This window comes from Leucobacter chinensis (genome assembly GCF_019049105.1).
Classification (GTDB): domain Bacteria; phylum Actinomycetota; class Actinomycetes; order Actinomycetales; family Microbacteriaceae; genus Leucobacter_A; species Leucobacter_A chinensis.
The window spans coordinates 1-16814 of the sequence record NZ_JAHQZR010000012.1; the positions used below are offsets into that span (position 1 = coordinate 1).

Annotated in this window: 17 protein-coding genes, 1 tRNA gene and 1 riboswitch; of the genes, 9 read left to right on the forward strand and 9 right to left on the reverse strand. The window is 56.7% G+C overall.

The features are described from left to right. Positions 1 to 555 (forward strand): hypothetical protein (locus tag KTJ78_RS10600; protein ID WP_217135532.1); only part of this gene is annotated, 555 nt, incomplete at its 5' end. A gap of 160 nt (positions 556 to 715) precedes the next feature. After that, positions 716 to 1315, forward strand: coding sequence for a hypothetical protein (locus KTJ78_RS10605; RefSeq protein WP_217135534.1), 600 nt, complete (start codon positions 716 to 718; stop codon positions 1313 to 1315). 15 nt (positions 1316 to 1330) lie between these two features. Here KTJ78_RS10605 and KTJ78_RS10610 read toward each other — a convergent pair whose 3' ends face one another. From KTJ78_RS10610 to KTJ78_RS10630, 5 genes are all read right to left on the reverse strand, one after another. Next, positions 1331 to 2125 (reverse strand): ABC transporter permease, encoded by a 795-nt coding sequence (locus KTJ78_RS10610; RefSeq protein WP_217135536.1) that lies wholly within the window; start codon positions 2123 to 2125, stop codon positions 1331 to 1333. Continuing rightward, a complete protein-coding gene (locus tag KTJ78_RS10615; protein ID WP_217135538.1) occupies positions 2122 to 2847 on the reverse strand; it encodes an ABC transporter permease in 726 nt (241 codons plus the stop codon). Before KTJ78_RS10615 ends, KTJ78_RS10610 begins: the two co-directional genes overlap by 4 nt. A gap of 46 nt (positions 2848 to 2893) precedes the next feature. After that, positions 2894 to 3868, reverse strand: a complete 975-nt coding sequence (locus KTJ78_RS10620; RefSeq protein WP_217135540.1) for an ABC transporter ATP-binding protein — start codon at positions 3866 to 3868, stop codon at positions 2894 to 2896. A gap of 211 nt (positions 3869 to 4079) precedes the next feature. Next, positions 4080 to 4298: a hypothetical protein gene (locus tag KTJ78_RS10625; RefSeq protein WP_217135542.1), complete on the reverse strand. Its 219-nt coding sequence runs from the start codon at positions 4296 to 4298 to the stop codon at positions 4080 to 4082. A gap of 155 nt (positions 4299 to 4453) precedes the next feature. Beyond that, complete coding sequence (locus tag KTJ78_RS10630) at positions 4454 to 6031, reverse strand: PucR family transcriptional regulator (protein WP_217135544.1); 1578 nt, start codon at positions 6029 to 6031, stop codon at positions 4454 to 4456. A gap of 159 nt (positions 6032 to 6190) precedes the next feature. Here KTJ78_RS10630 and KTJ78_RS10635 point away from each other — a divergent pair, with 159 nt between their 5' ends. From KTJ78_RS10635 to yczE, 4 genes are all read left to right on the forward strand, one after another. Beyond that, positions 6191 to 7141, forward strand: a complete 951-nt coding sequence (locus KTJ78_RS10635; protein WP_217135546.1) for an N-carbamoyl-D-amino-acid hydrolase — start codon at positions 6191 to 6193, stop codon at positions 7139 to 7141. An 18-nt stretch (positions 7142 to 7159) separates the two neighbouring features. Beyond that, a complete protein-coding gene (gene hydA / locus KTJ78_RS10640) occupies positions 7160 to 8542 on the forward strand; it encodes a dihydropyrimidinase (RefSeq protein WP_217135554.1) in 1383 nt (460 codons plus the stop codon). Positions 8543 to 8600: 58 nt separating this feature from the next. Then, on the forward strand, positions 8601 to 10037 hold the full coding sequence (locus KTJ78_RS10645; RefSeq protein ID WP_217135556.1) for an NCS1 family nucleobase:cation symporter-1: 1437 nt from the start codon (positions 8601 to 8603) through the stop codon (positions 10035 to 10037). Between the two features lie 148 nt (positions 10038 to 10185). After that, positions 10186 to 10791: a membrane protein YczE gene (yczE, locus tag KTJ78_RS14055; protein ID WP_440137392.1), complete on the forward strand. Its 606-nt coding sequence runs from the start codon at positions 10186 to 10188 to the stop codon at positions 10789 to 10791. A 686-nt stretch (positions 10792 to 11477) separates the two neighbouring features. On the opposite strand, the gene KTJ78_RS10650 is transcribed toward yczE, so the two are convergent. Further along, complete coding sequence (locus KTJ78_RS10650; RefSeq protein ID WP_217135558.1) at positions 11478 to 11750, reverse strand: helix-turn-helix transcriptional regulator; 273 nt, start codon at positions 11748 to 11750, stop codon at positions 11478 to 11480. A 68-nt stretch (positions 11751 to 11818) separates the two neighbouring features. Here KTJ78_RS10650 and map point away from each other — a divergent pair, with 68 nt between their 5' ends. After that, entirely contained in the window at positions 11819 to 12592 is a 774-nt protein-coding gene (map, locus tag KTJ78_RS10655) for a type I methionyl aminopeptidase (protein WP_217135560.1), read from the forward strand. Between the two features lie 344 nt (positions 12593 to 12936). Here the strand turns inward: map and KTJ78_RS10660 are convergent. The 3 genes from KTJ78_RS10660 to glyA form a co-directional block, all read right to left on the reverse strand. Further along, a tRNA-Lys gene (locus tag KTJ78_RS10660) sits at positions 12937 to 13009 on the reverse strand. Between the two features lie 89 nt (positions 13010 to 13098). Next, the gene (locus tag KTJ78_RS10665; protein WP_217135562.1) at positions 13099 to 13980 is read right to left on the reverse strand and encodes a bifunctional methylenetetrahydrofolate dehydrogenase/methenyltetrahydrofolate cyclohydrolase; all 882 of its coding nucleotides are present in this window, start codon (positions 13978 to 13980) and stop codon (positions 13099 to 13101) included. Between the two features lie 5 nt (positions 13981 to 13985). Next, entirely contained in the window at positions 13986 to 15248 is a 1263-nt protein-coding gene (gene glyA / locus KTJ78_RS10670) for a serine hydroxymethyltransferase (RefSeq protein WP_217135740.1), read from the reverse strand. A gap of 59 nt (positions 15249 to 15307) precedes the next feature. Beyond that, a riboswitch (ZMP/ZTP riboswitch) is annotated at positions 15308 to 15394 on the reverse strand. A gap of 68 nt (positions 15395 to 15462) precedes the next feature. Between glyA and purU the strand changes: the two genes are divergently transcribed. Further along, entirely contained in the window at positions 15463 to 16371 is a 909-nt protein-coding gene (purU, locus tag KTJ78_RS10675) for a formyltetrahydrofolate deformylase (RefSeq protein WP_217135564.1), read from the forward strand. Between the two features lie 61 nt (positions 16372 to 16432). Continuing rightward, positions 16433 to 16810 (forward strand): DUF2568 domain-containing protein, encoded by a 378-nt coding sequence (locus KTJ78_RS13815; RefSeq protein WP_217135566.1) that lies wholly within the window; start codon positions 16433 to 16435, stop codon positions 16808 to 16810. The last annotated feature ends 4 nt before the right edge of the window (positions 16811 to 16814 follow it).

Sequence of the window (16814 nt, forward strand, 5' to 3'; positions counted from 1 at the left end):
GACAAGGGTCACGTATTCGGAACCCTGCCAGAAGGCTGGACCGCAAACGACGACGGCACCGCAACCTGGAGCTACCAACTCAAAGCCACCGACTGCGACACCACCGTCACCCCAAACACCCCCACCATCAACCCCGCAGAATGCACCGTTGACACCGAGGGAACCACCATCTGGGAAACCGTCACACAACCCGACAACGGTAACGGCATCACCTACAGCGATGTCACCACCAACGACGAGCACATCGCAACCATCACCGCAACGCTCGACAAGGGTCACGTATTCGGAACCCTGCCAGAAGGCTGGACCGCAAACGACGACGGCACCGCAACCTGGAGCTACCAGCTCAAAGCCACCGACTGCGACACCACCGTCACCCCAGCACCTCCAGCACCAACCACCCCTAAGCCGGTTCCCAAGGTTCCCGTAACCGACGACCTGGCGACAACGGGCGGCGCTGGCTTCCCATTCTGGGTCACGGCTGCTGCGGCTCTCTTGCTGCTCAGCGGTGTAGCAACTGCCTTGTTTGCACGACGAGAGCGAAGCCTCGACTAGCAAACACGATTTGTTCCGGAGATATCCGGAACAAAGCTCAGAACTAAGGTTCTGAGTTCCTGGCCCCGAAGCCCGCGTATTCCCCCATCCTCACGCGGTTCTGCTTCGGGGCCTTCCTCGTTGCCTCAAGAGCCTTCGCCAACCTTTTATAATGATCGGTATGCGCACAGCTCTCACCTTGCTCGCCACCGCCAGCACACTGCTTCTCATCGCCGGCTGCTCGGGCGACCCGACCGTGACCGACGACTCCGAACCTCGCGACCAGGCAAACGAAACTGTCACCGACGAAGCCGTGAATGACGCGCCGACCGACGGCGCGTCGATCGCTCACATCACGTCGTGCGACCAGGTTGAGGCAGTTGTCTCGCGATACATCGAGGGGCTCGTTCCCGCCGATGACAACGGTGTCGATGAGTGGGGCGTGCATTGCCTCTGGGAGACGGCCGAGGGCGAGACCGATCTCGCCAACATTCGCGTGGTCTCAGTGAGCCTCACGCCGGTCGAGCCGGGCAGTGAAAAACCAGACACCAGCATGATTGAAAACGTTGAGGGCGGCTCAGTCGTCGAAGCCGAGTGGATCACGCAGCACGACGGCATCGCCTTCTCGCTCGACCTCGGCTCGGCGGTTGCCGGGGCCACGACCACGACGGTTTGGGTTCCCACGGTTGAGGCCATCATCGGCGGCGGATCCTGGGCCAACATGCCCGCTCTCGACGGCCCCGCGGCTGCAGAGGTCGTGCGGCAGCTACTCAAGGCTTAGGGGCGCTCAAGCCGATCAAACACCCGGCAACGTCTCGAAGCTGCCATCGCGGCGCGCCGCACGCTCAAGTGACTTCCACACCACAACCGACAATGCGAGCCATGCGGCACCGACGAGCAGCGACACGAGCAGCGCGCTCCAGAATGTTGTGGTTGCCCCAAACTCCGCTGTTTCGCGCATCGCTGTCGTGACGTGCGTCAGTGGAAACGCCTGCGCAAGCCACTGCAACGGCAGCGGCAGCACCGTTACCGGCGCGACGACCCCGCACAGCAGCGGCAACAGGTACTCGGCAAAGTTTGGCAGGAGAAAAGCATCTTGAAGTTTCAGACTCAATGCGCCAGTGCACTGCCCCAGCCCGATTGAGCTCACCGTCGCGGCGAGCAGCCCTACGAGAACCGGGCCCGCGTTAGCAAAGCCAAAGCCGGGCGCGGTGATCAGGAGCGTCACTGTTGCCGCGACGAGCGAGGTCGCGAGGCCGATGCCGAGTACGACTAAGAGGCGTCCGATCCACACGGGTGCCTGCGCCCGTGGCGCGATGACAAGAAGCGCGAGTGTGCCTTCAAAGCGATCGGTTGCAACGAGCGTCGCGGCCGCGACCGAGCTTGTCAGCGCACCAACCGCAACGGCTGCTGTGAGCCCGTTGGCAGGCGTCATGACGCCGGTGCCGCCCGACGACATCGCCAAATAAAAGACACCGCTCGCGATGGGGATCAAGACGATGCGTACGATCACGAGCAACCACGAGCCGGCCTCTGGGAGGGAGAGGAAAGCGAGCTTTGCCGATGTCAGCATCAATCGTGCACTAGTCATGACAGGCTCAACGTTGCATCGATTCGGGCTCTCCGCGTGGCGGCGACCAAAAGGCGCCGAGCGACCAACAACCAGATGAGTGAAGTGGCGATCGACACGCAGGCGCTCACGATTGCCTCGGTCGATGTCTCGGCGTGCGTCACCCTCACTGCGCCCGAAAGCGGGTGCAGCCAGGCCACGACTTGTGCCGATGCTGGCAGTACCTGGGCAGGTATCACGACGCCCGAGAGCAGCCAAATGGGCATGAGTAGCAACGGCTCGAACGCGGTGGCGCGACGAGTGAGCACGAAGAGTGAGGCGAGCACACCAGCTGAAGCAGCGCAGGCGAGACCCGAGAGCACAATCGTCATGACGAATCTCGCGTTGACTTGCACGCTGCCCGTGGCCAACAGTTGCACCGCTACCGCGAGCGGAACCCCAAGAAGCCCCAGTCCAGCGGCAGCGGCCGTGAGCGCTCCGAAAACCTGGCCGGGCGGGAGAACGCTTGAAGCGAGATGTTCAAGCGTTCCTTGAAACCGTTGGAACCCGATGATACCGACTGCGGTCGTTGTGCTGGCCCACAAACCTGCGACGACAGTATCAACCCACAAACTCTGTTGCACGGGAACACCAGAACCTGCGGCACCCAGCCACTTCAGGAGCGCAAAGCTCACCGGGGTTAAGAGCGCTGTTTGCACGAAGAAGGGGGTGCGCAGGAGCTGCTTCAGGTGAAAGCGTGTCATGGCGAGTATCGCGCGAACGCCCCCTTGCCCCGAAACATGGCTCGTGTCACGCTGCATCGTTCGCCCCCACGAGTGCGAGGTATGACTCTTCGAGTGTTGCCCGGCGGTCAAACACCGCACCAATGAGGTGTTCGTGTTGAAGCACCTCGTTCAGTGCAGAATGATTCGGGGTATCGGCCCATCGCACATCGATCGTCGCGGTACCGCCGCGTGAATCATAGGTGACCCCCATCACCTCGGGCAGCTGCAGAAGCCGCGCGCGAAGCCTCTCATCAACTCGTGCAAGTCTCGCCGATGAGATGGGCCCGATGCCTGCCGCGTGTGCAACTGCTGAGGCGTCTCCCTCGACGATCACCGCGCCTCGGTCAATAACCGTGATGGTGTCGGCAAGCGCTTCGGCTTCATGCATGTAATGCGTTGTCAGCACGATGGCGACCCCTGAATCACGCAGGTCAGTCACGAGCTCACGAAGCTCTCGTGCGCTGACGGGGTCAAGACCGATCGAGGGCTCATCAAGCAAGAGCACTCTCGGCTTGGCGACAATGGCTCGAGCAATATGCAGCCTCTGCCGCATGCCGCGTGAATACGTTTCGACCCGGTCTGTGGCACGATCGGCGAGCCCTACGCGTTCGAGTGCTTCACGAATCGCCACGTTGCGGCGAGCGCCGCGCACTCCTTGGAGCTCTGCAAAGAAGTTCAGATTATCGAGGGCCGACGCCCTCAGATAAAAGCCACGTTCACCACCCAACACAAGGCCCAGGAGTTTGCGAGCTTCATATGGGTCGTTCGCCGCGTCAATACCATCGACGCGAACGTCTCCGCTGCTCTGCACAAGCAACGTTGCTGCCATCTTGATGCACGTCGTCTTGCCAGCTCCGTTAGGCCCGAGCAGTGCGAGTACCTGGCCCCGCTCCACCGAAAAAGAAACCTCCTTCACCGCAGTAACCGTACGCCCCGCGGTAACGAAGCTTCGAGAGACCCGATCAAACTCGAGCAGGGGTCGTATCTCGTTCACTACCATGTGTCGTCTTCTACCGCCTGCCGCGCTTCTTCTTCGAGCCCTTCTCCAGGGTAGGTCGTGGCGGCTTTTTGGGCAAGCAATTCTTGGGTTCCTCATCCCGCTGTGTGACGCTAGGTGGGATGGATATGCCCCTGTATGAACTGCATCAGACCGCGCCAGGCCTCACCCAGCACCACCCAACGATGTCGAGCCATCAACGCGACCTCAAGACTCAATCACGTTGCGGCTTTCTTCGCCAGGCCCACTGCACCACCTCAAATACAGAGAAAGCGAGGAGCAAAAAGGCTGACACCATGACGACGAAGTGCAGGGGCCCTGCCTCCATACGGCTCGTCGTAAAGAACGCGATCATTGCCCACAGAAAGAGCATCGCAGCGTTGCGAGTCACTTTCTTGCCACTGCGCGGGACATCAGGAATCATCTTGTCCATGTGTGTGACCCTAGCAAAGGCGAGCAGCCTAAGAAAAGGTAAGTAGTTTCGCGTACCCGCCGTAGATGCGAAAAACTTCCGTGCTGTCAATCCGATAATCGAGCCTGACGCAACCCGACCGCTGCTTACTGCTCATAACATCACACCTTACGCGTTCATGTATAGCATTTTTCGAAGACCATCCACAACGCCAGTCTTGACTTTGGCGTCTGGAGATCGATGCCGTAGACCTGTTGGAATTTTTTAAGCCGATATCTAATGGTGTTCTGATGAACTTCAAGAACGTCGGCCGCATAAGCAAGATTCGTCCAATAGTCCAAAGCAGTCTTCACGGTTCTGAAGAGCTCTCTATCCTGCTCAGAATCTCTCGTGATGTGTGTTTGGAGTTGTGTTGGAAGGAAATCCGGTGCGTTTACCGCGTTCCCTAGAAAAAAATCAATCGTCAGTTCTGCCCACGCCTGGCCTACAGTCAGAGTGGTTGTTCGTTGCTCAGTACTCAACACGTTCACCACTCGATCAGCACTCAGCCGAGACTCTTTGAGACTGGTGTGGTCTGCGGCATGCTTACCTACCACTATCGCAGCTTGAACGTTGATTCTGCCGAGTGATGTCGCAAGTTGCTGAGCGAGCAGCAGAGAAGCTAAGCCTTCACAGGATCCTCCGTCTGCACACCCGAAATGCACAAGGTAAAGCACTTCTTGTGTCATCGCTGTAAGAACATCGGCGTGCGCCGACCGAGAAGTAATCTCAGCGAGAACACGGAGCCCAGATGTTTCTATCGACAAGGCTCTATCCCCATCGAAACGAATAGGCTTGATCGTGATCACGTGAGCCGGTCTCCGGAAATTGATGGTACTAGTTTCAAGAGTATTGCTAGCTTCCGGAATACTTACTCCGTAAAGAAGGTTATAGAGCGCATCATCGTGGCGAATGCGTTCATCTCTACGAGCCCGAAGTGCCTCGACAATATTGACGCTCAGTTGGTCAGCTGTCTTCTGAAGCTCTTCGATATCTCGTGAATCATAGGGAGTGTCTCGTGCAAACCAGATAGTGCCTACAAGACGCTGATTCCTGCGTATTGATATCACGAGCCGCGGTCCGAGGCCATGTTCAGGAACAGCCTCTGTTTGGATAACGTCTACGCCGCTCAGCAGACTTGCTTGAACCCCCTGGCTATTAAAAATGTGTTGATATACCGAGGGTAACTGGCGGTGCAGAATTGCTTGCTTTCGCGCTTCATCTATATCACCCATAATTTGCGAATAGGCAAGAACCCGAAACTCCTCATCCTCTACGAGAATGTGACCTCCTAAAAGCTCAACGGCACGGTCAGCAATTGTTGCCACTCGTTCGAGAGCAAGCTCCTCCGTAAAAATAGGGGAATCAGACCGAGAATCGACGTCTCCAAGTTGGTGAAGGATAGTGTGAATTTCGCTTTGCGAAGCCCCCGGCTGCAATGAGAGAACCGGTAGTTGCAAAGCACGTGCAACTGAAACGGCATGCCCATTGAGATCGACCGTGAGAATAGCTTGAACTCCAGATGACTGTGCCTTCTCGTGGAGTTGCCAAAGATCGTTCTGGGTTTGAACAGGGGTGAGATCGATAAGCAGCGAAGTGATCTGTTTATTCGCTGAAGCTGCCGCTACGGTGAGCCCAGGCCACTGTTGGAGCACGTCAAGCAGTTCCCCTAAGCTCAACGACTTCGGGAGCCGCATAACGTTGATAGCACTCATAACAGATATTATTGTTAAATTTTACAAAAAAGAGAATGCTTTTACTTGTTTTTCATAAACATTCGTTTTCCGTTGCGAACTAGGCTGATGCCTCGAAGGGCAGGCATTTTCTGGCCGTTCTTCAAAAACTATTCAATGACGAACAAGTTAGGAGAACAAATGTCAAAGCGTACCTTTGGTCTATGTGTGGTGCAGGTTGGCGGTATCCAACCCGAAGATTCTCGTGCAGAGGTAGTTCAGCGCCTAGTTTCACTCATGCGTAGCGCTCATGCCCGTGGTGCTGATCTTGTAGTATTCCCCGAACTCACTCTTACCACCTTTATGTCTCGGTACTGGTTTGACGATCAGGAAACCATCGACAGCTATTTTGAAACAGAGATGCCAAGTGCAGAGACAGCGCCCCTCTTTGAAACTGCAGCCGAGTTGGGAGTAGGTTTCTATCTCGGGTACGCGGAGCTTACGAGTGACGGGCACCATTACAACACATCAATACTTGTTGATGACACTGGGCGAATTACCGGTAAATACCGCAAGATTCACCTCCCCGGTCATAGTGACAACAAATCTGAGCTCGCATACCAGCATCTCGAGAAAAAGTATTTCGAAGTAGGCGACCTAGGGTTTGGCGTATTCGAATCGCAGGGACTCAAGATCGGCATGGCTCTGTGTAATGACCGACGCTGGCCAGAGGTATACCGGGCGTTAAGCCTTCAAGGTGCCGAACTGGTCTTACTCGGTTACAACACTCCTATGGATGTACCTGGCTGGCAGGAAGAACCACACACCAAAATGGAGTCACACCTGCTGTCGATACGTGCTGGCGCATACCAAAATGCCGTGTGGGTCGCAGCGGCTGGGAAGAGCAATACAGAAGATGGCGTGTATATGATCGGCGGATCGGCAATCGCGTCTCCCAGCGGCGAGATAGTGGCACGTGCGCAGAGCGACGAGGACGAGGTTGTCTTTGCCAGCATAGATCTTGACTACGCACAGTCATTCCGAGATAGCGTCTTTGACTTCTCTGCGCACCGACGCCCAGAGCATTACTCAATCATCATTGACCGGATCGGGCGAGGCGAGCCGCTCCCTGTTCCTGGTTTCAATTCTTAAGAGAAAGAAATCGTTGACATGACTTACACACTGCTTCACGGAGGAACCGTTGTCGATGTGAGCGGGCAGACTCTGACAGACATCCTCATCAAAGATGGTGAAATCACTGCGGTTGGAAACTTCTCGCACCTCTCAGAAGGCGACATTCAGCGCATAGATTGCACGGGCATGCTGCTCCTGCCAGGCGGAGTCGACGTGCACACGCATCTTGACTCACCTTTGATGGGTACAACAACAGCCGATGACTTTGAGTCTGGCACGATTGCCGCTGCAATGGGTGGCACCACCACCATCGTTGATTTCGCGATGCAAACACCGGGCAGTACCCTCCTGGACTCTCTACAGGTTCACCGGGAGAAAGCTAAGCACAAGGCAGCGATCGACTATGGAATGCACATGTGCATCACAGATCTATATGACGGTGCAATTGATGAGCTGCCTGTCTTGCGGCAGGAAGGTGTCAGTAGCCTCAAAATCTTCATGGCATACCGTGGCACTTTGATGCTGAATGACGGCCAGATGTACGACGTGTTGAAAGGCGCGAGCAAAGCTGGCAGCCAAGTTTGCGTTCACGCCGAAAACGGAGATGTGATCGACCGGATTGCTGAAGAGCTCGTCGCTCAAGGCAAAACAGGACCTGGATATCATGAGCTTGCACGTCCACCAAAAACAGAGATTGAAGCAGTTGAACGTGCGATCCGAATCGCGGATATGGCTGAAGCACCACTGTATTTCGTGCACCTCACCACTGAGGGGTCAGTCGAAGCTGTAGCGAGAGCTAGGTCAGTAGGAATGCCAGTCTCAGCCGAAACCTGCACACATTACCTCACGCTAGATCGAGCAATCTACGATGAACCTGGCTTTGAGCCCGCCAAAGCTGTACTCACACCGCCTCTGAGAACGTTTGAGCACCGAGAGGCGCTGTGGCGAGGACTCAATTCTGGCGCTCTGAGTGTTGTCAGTTCAGACCACTGCCCTTTTTGCTTCGAAGATAAACAGCGCTTGGTAGGCGCCGACTTCCGCTCGATCCCTAACGGTGGTCCCGGCGTCGAACACCGCATGTCGGTTGTTTATGGCAAAGGCGTCGCCGAGAGAAAGATCACCATTGAAAAGTTCGTGGAAATCACATCAACTTTCCCGGCTCAGCAGTTCGGATTGTACCCCCAAAAGGGACATCTCGGAGTAGGCGCCGATGCTGATGTCGTAGTGCTTGACCCGCAGGGAGTAACACAGATATCGGCTGGGTCCCAATTTCAGAACATCGACTACACCCTCTATGAAGGTTGGAGTCTACCGGGAGAGATCAAAAAAGTATTCTCTCGTGGAAAACTTGTCGCCGCTGACGGCCAGTTCGTTGGACAGGTGGGGAACGGAAAATATCTACAACGAGCAGGATATTAGGCCGGATCCCAGGTCAATACCAACAATAAAGTCTCACATAACGGAGCAGGAAACAATGATGTCTCACCAAATTGACAGTACGTCAAAAAACTATAATCCCGATCTTTCCCCCGAATCCGCTTCTGGTACTTGGAAGACTTGGAATCTCTTTGCATGGTGGATGTCAGGCTGGCACAGCCTCGCAGGATATACCGTCGCTATCGGTTTATTCGCTACTGGCCTCGCAGCTTGGCAGGTAATTATTGGGTTTATTATCGGGGTCTTCATTATCTACCTAGCAAGCAATCTCAGCGGTGTAGCCGGACAGCGCGAAAAGGTCCCGTTCCCCGTCTTCTCACGTGCCAGCTTCGGCACCCGAGGCGCAAATATTCCCGCGATTCTTCGCGGAGTGGTGGGCGTCTTCTGGTACGGGGTGCAGACGTATCTTGCTTCACAGGCAGTTATGATTCTCCTCCTTAAGCTGCTACCGGGAGCTGAAGCATGGACAGAGGTAAGCTTCCTCGGGCTCTCAGCCCTAGGGTGGGCATGCTTCCTGCTCCTCTCTGTGGCCCAAGTGCTAGCGCTTGCGAACGGGTTAGAGACGGTTCGCAAGCTCTCTGATTTTGCCGGGCCCATCATTTGGATCGCAATGATCGTTCTTGCCGTGTGGATGCTCAACCGAGCGGAATGGTCAATCGACTTCACATATCGTGCAATTGAGGGTAGTGGTGGCGTTCTCGGTTTTACGGCTGCGGCTTTTATTCTGGTGGCTTACTTTGCCGGGCCCACACTAAACTTCGCCGATTTCTCTCGAAACGCACCAACAGCTTCGATGGTCAAGAAGGGGAACTTTCTTGGGCTTCTCGTTAATGCCACAGCATTCGGTGTCATTTCAATTGTCATTGCCCTCGCTGCTTTAAAAGTGCATGGTGAAGTCATCAGTGATCCTGTAACGCTTCTCTATGATTTGGATAATGTAACTGCCTTGCTCGTCGCTTTGATTGCAATCGCGTTTGCGACAGCTGGTATCAACGTGATCTACAACTTTGTTGCACCGATTTATGACATTCTGCAGGTATGGCCCCGCCGGTTTTCATTTAAGACAGCAGGCATTGTGATCGCTGTGGTCTCTATTGTCATCACGCCATGGAACCTTTTTTCCAGTCCAGTGATTGTCAATCAACTCGTCGGTGGTGTGGGTGCTCTTATGGGCCCCCTTTTCGGAATCCTCATGGTCGACTACTACCTCATTCGTGGTAAAAAGTTGAACACGGCCGCACTGTTTGACGATAGTGAACAGGGAGAGTACTGGTACACAGGCGGCTACAACTTGAAGGCAGTCGCTGCAATCGTCGTGTCTGGGGCTTTAACTGTCGCGATGACGGTGGTCCCTGCATTGGCCTTCAGCACACCGTTCACTTGGCCTGTAGGAATTCTGGTCGGAGGCGGATTCTACTTTGTAGTTTCAAGGGGTTCAGTGCGCTCTTCTGCCGATGCGGTTAACTCAAGATTCTAGGCTATACACATAGGTTCACCGCACCAACGGTTCAAGCGGGTGTCGAGTATGTTCACAACACGGCACCCGCATACCCATTCGATCGAAGAATCGTAGCTTGTGTCGAAGATGTGACGTCAGCGAACGAACCACTAGGGCTCACGAAATTATGAATTTTCCACCCAAAATCTTTCGACGTAGCGTCCAGTTATTGCTTGGATTGTTTGCCTATGGGATCGGTATCTCGTTCATGGTGTCTGCCAACCACGGCGCTGCCCCATGGGATGTACTCAACTTAGGGATCATCCGCCACATACCACTGAGCTTTGGAGTAGCAAATATCGTTGTCAGTGCCGCGGTTCTCTTACTATGGTTCCCTCTCAAAGAGAGGCCTGGCGTAGGTACGGTTTTAAACGCATTCCTTGTTGGCCCCACTGCAGACCTCGGCCTTACGCTAATCCCTCCAGCTCATTCTTTGATTATTAGTGTCGGCTACTTTTCCGCGGGGCTTATTCTTATTGCACTTGCCACGGGGCTGTACATCGGGTCTAGATTTGGCTCAGGGCCACGCGACGGGCTCATGACAGGTCTTCAGCGAATAACTAGGGCTCCGTTGTGGGTGGTTCGGACTGGGCTGGAAGTCGTTGTCGTATCAGTGGGCTGGCTCTTGGGCGCAGCGGTCGGTCTTGGCACACTCGTGTTTGCCTTTTTAATCGGCCCATTAGCTCAAATCTTTTTGGCGATGTTCACAGTCAATCCCCCTGAAACGACCTGAATAAACAACAAAAGTTCAGCCACGGCCCACTTGCACCATATTCACACATCGATAGCAGGCAAATCTGTAAACAACGGTCACAGTTTTCTTTCTTGCCCGTTCAATAACGAAGACTTTAATCTGTAGTCAGTGCGACCTTGTTTGAAGACGAAGACTGCAGGCCAGATCAACCGACACCATAAATTTCAGTTGGGTAGAGACGTCACTCCGAAAAATAGTTCAGCTCGTTCTGTCGATCAGAGAACAGAATTGCCTAAGATTATGACAGGCGCCAAAAACACAGATGCGAGATGAAGGTGGACCGAGAGGTTCTTAAACGACAGAAGCATCTCTATGCTTCTGAGATATCTTCCTCCGAGATCTTGGTGCATGACCTCATAACTGCCTGGGTTGATTCTAGACCCAGCAGGAGACGCTTGACGCTGGTCTTGCAGCGATGGTTGTCTACGAGAATGCGGAACAGGTTTTGGAGGTGCAGAAGAAGGTCAAAGCATGACTTCATTCACCTGCCGACTCCAGATGAGACCTGGAAAAAGACAACCGACCCTTTCAACGGCAAACAGCTCTTGTATCCCCCGTCCCACTCTCCGGAAGATGTGATCTCCCTGGTGGCAAGGGCCCGCGAAGGCAGACTGCACGAAATTATCCTCTACCCTGAGTACGGAAACGAGTGGCCGTTCACGGCCTCAGCCCAGCGCACAAGCTGAATCTAATCGGTCACTTTCAATTTCTGCCCAAATACGATCGAGAGAAAGCCCCAGAACGTCGGCAATCGCTGCGACAGTGGGAAACGATGGCGTCGCGACACGGCCTGATTCTATTTTCCTTAACGTCTCAGGTGAAACGCCTGCTTCGAGCGCAACATCTAGCCGTGAACGCCCTCCGCGCGCACGACGCAGCAACGCTCCAAGACGTTCTCCCTGTCGAATATCTTTCACCGTGAGCGGCAATCTAACCATGCAACCAATAGTAATACCGCTATATGATTACCGGGATAGTTATTGGTTTTTAGAAAGGAACCGATCGGATGATCGAAATCTTAAGCCCCACCCAGATAGAACGCGCACGGGTCACCGGACGTCTTGTTGGCAACACACTGCACACTCTGAAAAGCCAGAGCCAGGTCGGCACAAACCTTCTGGAACTTGACGAGTGGGCAAAAAAGATGATCCACGACGCCGGGGCGACCTCTTGCTATGTCGACTACGCGCCGTCCTTCGGGAGCGGCCCATTTGGGCATTATCTCTGCACCGCAGTCAATGACGCAGTGCTTCACGGCATGCCCCATGATTACGCTCTAGAAAACGGCGACCTTGTCACTCTCGATCTTGCCGTAAAGAAGGACGGCGTCGCATCTGATGCTGCGATCAGTTTCATAGTCGGCACCAAACGCGCCCCCGAAGATGAGGCAATGATTACCGCCACCGAAGAGGCCCTTGCCGCTGCTATTAAAGCAGCACGTCCAGGAGCCCGGCTAGGCGACCTTTCCTCTGTGATTGGGAAGTCGCTCACCGATGCCGGCTACCTCATCAACATGGAATACGGCGGTCACGGCATCGGCTCAACCATGCACCAGGATCCGCACGTCGCAAACAACGGTCGCCCTGGGCGAGGCTACAAACTCCGCCCAGGCTTATTACTCGCGTTAGAACCCTGGGTCATGCAAGACACGGACCAACTCATAACTGATCCCAGGGATGGTTGGACACTTCGCAGCGCAACAGGCGCACGCACAGCACACAGCGAACATACTATCGCTATCACCGACGATGGAGCAGAAATACTCACCCTTCCCCGTTGACGAGCAAGAGCGCCAGATCGCTGAATGCCACCAACGATAAAGATACCTATCAACCTCAGCCATGGTAAGAACAACCAGTGGGCTACTTTCTTTCCCTTCCACGCCGTATGACACCGTGAATATTGATGGCTCGCGGGAGCCGCGCTGTGATGACCAGTATTTCGACACCCGGGAACGCGCGCGCTGAAGAACGTCCGGTGACCTTGTCCATACCCAAGCCACAAAGATAGTCGTTCCGAGATTCTTTCCTCGGCTCCACGAAGTTCCCTGCTGAATAAAACATTGACTACCGGCGATAGAACGAAGAAACCCCCGGTTCCGAAGAACCAGGGGTTTCTCTGATGTGGGCCCAGCCGGGCTCGAACCGGCGACCCGCGGATTAAAAGTCCGATGCTCTACCTACTGAGCTATAGGCCCACCGAGTATCTTACAGGCTCTCGCCGCTCAGCAAAAACCGAGTGTGTATTCGGCGCGGTGAGCGGCGAGAGATCCGCTGATAATACCGCTTAGGCGGTCTGCCGCTCGGCCATCTCGACGACGTTCTTGAGCAGCAGCGCACGCGTCATCGGGCCAACGCCACCTGGGTTCGGCGAGACCCAACCGGCAACATCGGCGACCTCTGGCGCGACATCGCCGACCACGCGGCTCTTGCCGGTTTCGGGATCAACGCGGCGCGATACGCCAACATCAAGCACGATCGCACCGGGCTTCACGTCTTCGGCTCGCACGATGCCCTCGGCACCCGCGGCTGCAACGATCACGTCGGCGGCACGCAAGAGCTCTGGCAGGTTCGTGGTGCCGGTGTGCGTGAGGGTCACGGTCGCGTTGTACTCGCGGCGGGTGAGCAGCGGGCCGATCGGACGACCGACCGTGATGCCGCGACCCACGACGACGACGTTCTTGCCCGCCCAGCTGATGCCGTTGCGCTCAACGAGTTCGATCACACCGCGCGGAGTGCAGGGCAGCGGCGAGGTGATCTCGGTGTTGGCGTTGAGCACGAGCCGCCCGAGGTTAGTCGGGTGCAGGCCGTCGGCGTCTTTTTCGGGGTCGATGCGTTCGAGCACGCGGTCGGTGTCGATGTGCTTCGGCAGTGGCAGCTGCACGATGTACCCGGTGCACGCGGGGTCAGCGTTGAGCTCGTCAATGACGGCCTCAAGCTGCTCCTGCGTGACGTTCTCGGGCAAATCTTTGCGGATCGACGAGATACCCACCTCAGCACAGTCGCGATGCTTGCCCGCGACGTACCACTGAGACCCCGGGTCTTCGCCAACCAAGACGGTGGCGAGCCCAGGGGTGACTCCGCGTTCGGCGAGCGCCGCAACCCTGTCGGTAAGTTCGTGCTTGATCGCTGCTGCTGCAGCCGTTCCGTTGAGCAGGTTCGCGCTCACGCGGGCTACCAGTTCTCGAGGCCGGTGTAGAGCGGGAATGCCTCGACGAGCTTCTGCACGCGGGCAGCGAGCGCCGCCTTGTCAGCGCCCGGCTTGAGCGCCTCGGCGATGATGTCGGCAACCTCGGTGAACTCGGCATCGCCGAAGCCGCGGGTCGCGAGGGCCGGGGTGCCGATGCGCAGGCCGCTGGTCACCATTGGTGGGCGCGGATCGAAGGGCACCGAGTTACGGTTCACGGTGATGCCGACCTCGTGCAGCGCGTCTTCTGCCTGCTGGCCGTCCATCTCTGAGTTGCGCAGGTCGACGAGCACGAGGTGCACATCGGTACCACCGGTGAGCAGGTCGACACCGGCCTGCTTCATGTCGGGCTGGCTGAGGCGATCCGCCAAGATCTTCGCGCCCGACAGGGTGCGCTCCTGACGGTTCTTGAACTCTGGCGAAGCGGCGATCTTGAAAGCGGTTGCCTTCGCTGCGATCACGTGCATGAGCGGGCCGCCCTGCTGGCCGGGGAACACGCTCGAGTTGATCTTCTTGAAGAGATCGAGGTCGTTCGTGAGAATAAAGCCTGAGCGGGGGCCGCCGATGGTCTTGTGCACGGTCGACGAAACAACGTCGGCGTATGGCACGGGGTTCGGATGCAGGCCAGCGGCAACGAGGCCTGCGAAGTGCGCCATGTCGACCCAGAGCGTCGCGCCAACCTCGTCGGCGATCGCTCGGAACTCGGCGAAGTCGAGCTGGCGGGGGTATGCCGACCAGCCTGCGATGATGACCTTGGGCTTGTGCTCGATGGCCTGCTTGCGCACCACGGCCATGTCAATGAGCAGCGTCTCGGGGTCAACCTCGTACGAGACGACGTTGTAGAGCTTGCCCGAGAAGTTCAGGGGCATGCCGTGCGTGAGGTGGCCGCCATGAGCGAGTTCGAGGCCGAGAATGGTGTCGCCTGGCTCGGCGATTGACGAGAGCACTGCGGCGTTAGCCGATGCACCCGAGTGGGGCTGCACGTTTGCGTACTTCGCACCGTAGAGCTCCTTTGCGCGGTCGCGCGCGAGGTTCTCAGCAACGTCAACGTATTCGCAACCACCGTAGTAGCGGCGACCGGGGTAACCCTCGGCGTACTTGTTCGTGAGCACAGACCCTTGGCTCTCGAGCACGGCGCGAGGCACGAAGTTCTCGCTCGCGATCATCTCGAGGGTATCGCGCTGGCGACCGAGCTCCTGCTCAAGTACCTTCGCAATTTCCGGGTCTACGACCGAGAGGGCGTCATTCATGAAATCGGGCTGGTTTGACACCAGGTTCCTCCTTATAGTTTTCTCGCAACAGTACGAGGTTCACTGACCCAGGCGAGCGGCCTTTATTTCATCGGTATAGTCGCTCCCCGATGGTATCCATCTATACGCCAGTCACGACCACAACAATCATACCTAAGCCCGCGACGGGCTGCTATATGCGGGCCGTTTACGCTCGGTGTCTACAATAGGTCGGGTGAACGCTTCAACCGATGCCCCCCGCCCCGCCGCTGCCCACTCGCACACCCCGACCGAGTGGGTGCTCACGTTTTCGTGCGTTGACGGTCCGGGCATCGTGCACGACATCAGCGGAGCGGTCGTTCAGGCCAAAGGCAACATCCTTGAAAGCCAGCAGTTTGCGAGCCATGACACCGGCAAGTTTTTCATGCGTCTGCAGGTTGAGGCGACCGAGGCAGCCGACTCGTTTGAAGAGCGTTTTCGTAGCGCTATCACCAAGGTCGCCGATCATTTCTCGATGGATTGGGCCCTAGACGCCGTCGGCCGCCCCGTGCGCACGCTCATTCTCGCGTCGAAGGCAACGCACTGCGTGAACGACCTCCTCTTCCGTAAACACGGCGGCACCCTTCCCATCGAGGTTCCCCTCGTGCTCGCAAACCACGAGACACCCCGTGATATCAGCGAGTTCTACGGCGCTCCCTTCGAGTCACGGCCCGTGACCAACGCTGCCGAGAAGCAAGCCTTCGAGAATCGCGTGCGCGAGGTCGTCGCAGAGCACGACATCGAACTCGTGGTGCTCGCCCGCTACATGCAGATTCTTTCGCCCGAACTCTGCGAGTTCCTCTCGGGCCGGGCGATCAACATTCATCACTCATTCCTACCCGGCTTCAAGGGTGCCAACCCGTACCGCCAGGCACACGAACGTGGCGTAAAGCTCGTGGGCGCGACAGCCCATTACGTGACGACCGATCTCGACGAGGGACCCATCATCGAGCAGGACGTGGCCCGCGTCGATCACGGCTATTCGCCTGAGCAGCTCATGCAACTGGGACAGGATGAAGAGGCACGCACCCTTCGCCGCGCAGTGCAGTGGTTTGCCGAACGCCGCGTGCTGCTCGACGGCGACCGAACCGTCATCTTCCGCTAGCCAACGCCTACAGGCCACCACTCTCAGAATCCACTCCGATGCAAGGGATACACTTCATTTCGTGATCGAAACCGTACCTCAAACTCAGCGCTTACACGCGATCGTGTTCACCACCCGTTCGGTGTGGCACCTCATCGCGGTCATTGCCGTTACCGTATGGGGTTTTACGGCCTGGAATCTCCCCATGCCAGGCATCGCCTTTGGCATTGGCGCGCTCGTACTCTCAGTTCTCCTTTGGGCTCTGTTCCTTTCACCGAGGCCCGCTCTCAAGGGCGTTGACCGCTTCGCCCAGAGCATGATCGAGTTGCTGCTCCTGGCCGTTGCCGTGGCAGCCGCCATTGACATGGGAGTGTCGTGGATCATCGCCGCAGCCTACGGCGTTATCGGCGCCGTGCTCGGCTTCATCGCGGGCTCGCAAGAGTCGCACCGCACGGTCTAACCCA

Excerpts from the sequence above, each read along its gene's own strand:
- KTJ78_RS10605 (WP_217135534.1), top strand. The coding sequence starts at position 716 with ATGCGCACAGCTCTCACCTTGCTCGCCACCGCCAGCACACTGCTTCTC.
- KTJ78_RS10610 (WP_217135536.1), bottom strand. The coding sequence starts at position 2,125 with ATGACTAGTGCACGATTGATGCTGACATCGGCAAAGCTCGCTTTCCTC.
- KTJ78_RS10615 (WP_217135538.1), bottom strand. The coding sequence starts at position 2,847 with ATGACACGCTTTCACCTGAAGCAGCTCCTGCGCACCCCCTTCTTCGTG.
- KTJ78_RS10620 (WP_217135540.1), bottom strand. The coding sequence starts at position 3,868 with ATGGTAGTGAACGAGATACGACCCCTGCTCGAGTTTGATCGGGTCTCT.
- KTJ78_RS10625 (WP_217135542.1), bottom strand. The coding sequence starts at position 4,298 with ATGGACAAGATGATTCCTGATGTCCCGCGCAGTGGCAAGAAAGTGACT.
- KTJ78_RS10630 (WP_217135544.1), bottom strand. The coding sequence starts at position 6,031 with ATGAGTGCTATCAACGTTATGCGGCTCCCGAAGTCGTTGAGCTTAGGG.
- KTJ78_RS10635 (WP_217135546.1), top strand. The coding sequence starts at position 6,191 with ATGTCAAAGCGTACCTTTGGTCTATGTGTGGTGCAGGTTGGCGGTATC.
- hydA (WP_217135554.1), top strand. The coding sequence starts at position 7,160 with ATGACTTACACACTGCTTCACGGAGGAACCGTTGTCGATGTGAGCGGG.
- KTJ78_RS10645 (WP_217135556.1), top strand. The coding sequence starts at position 8,601 with ATGTCTCACCAAATTGACAGTACGTCAAAAAACTATAATCCCGATCTT.
- yczE (WP_440137392.1), top strand. The coding sequence starts at position 10,186 with ATGAATTTTCCACCCAAAATCTTTCGACGTAGCGTCCAGTTATTGCTT.
- KTJ78_RS10650 (WP_217135558.1), bottom strand. The coding sequence starts at position 11,750 with ATGGTTAGATTGCCGCTCACGGTGAAAGATATTCGACAGGGAGAACGT.
- map (WP_217135560.1), top strand. The coding sequence starts at position 11,819 with ATGATCGAAATCTTAAGCCCCACCCAGATAGAACGCGCACGGGTCACC.
- glyA (WP_217135740.1), bottom strand. The coding sequence starts at position 15,248 with ATGAATGACGCCCTCTCGGTCGTAGACCCGGAAATTGCGAAGGTACTT.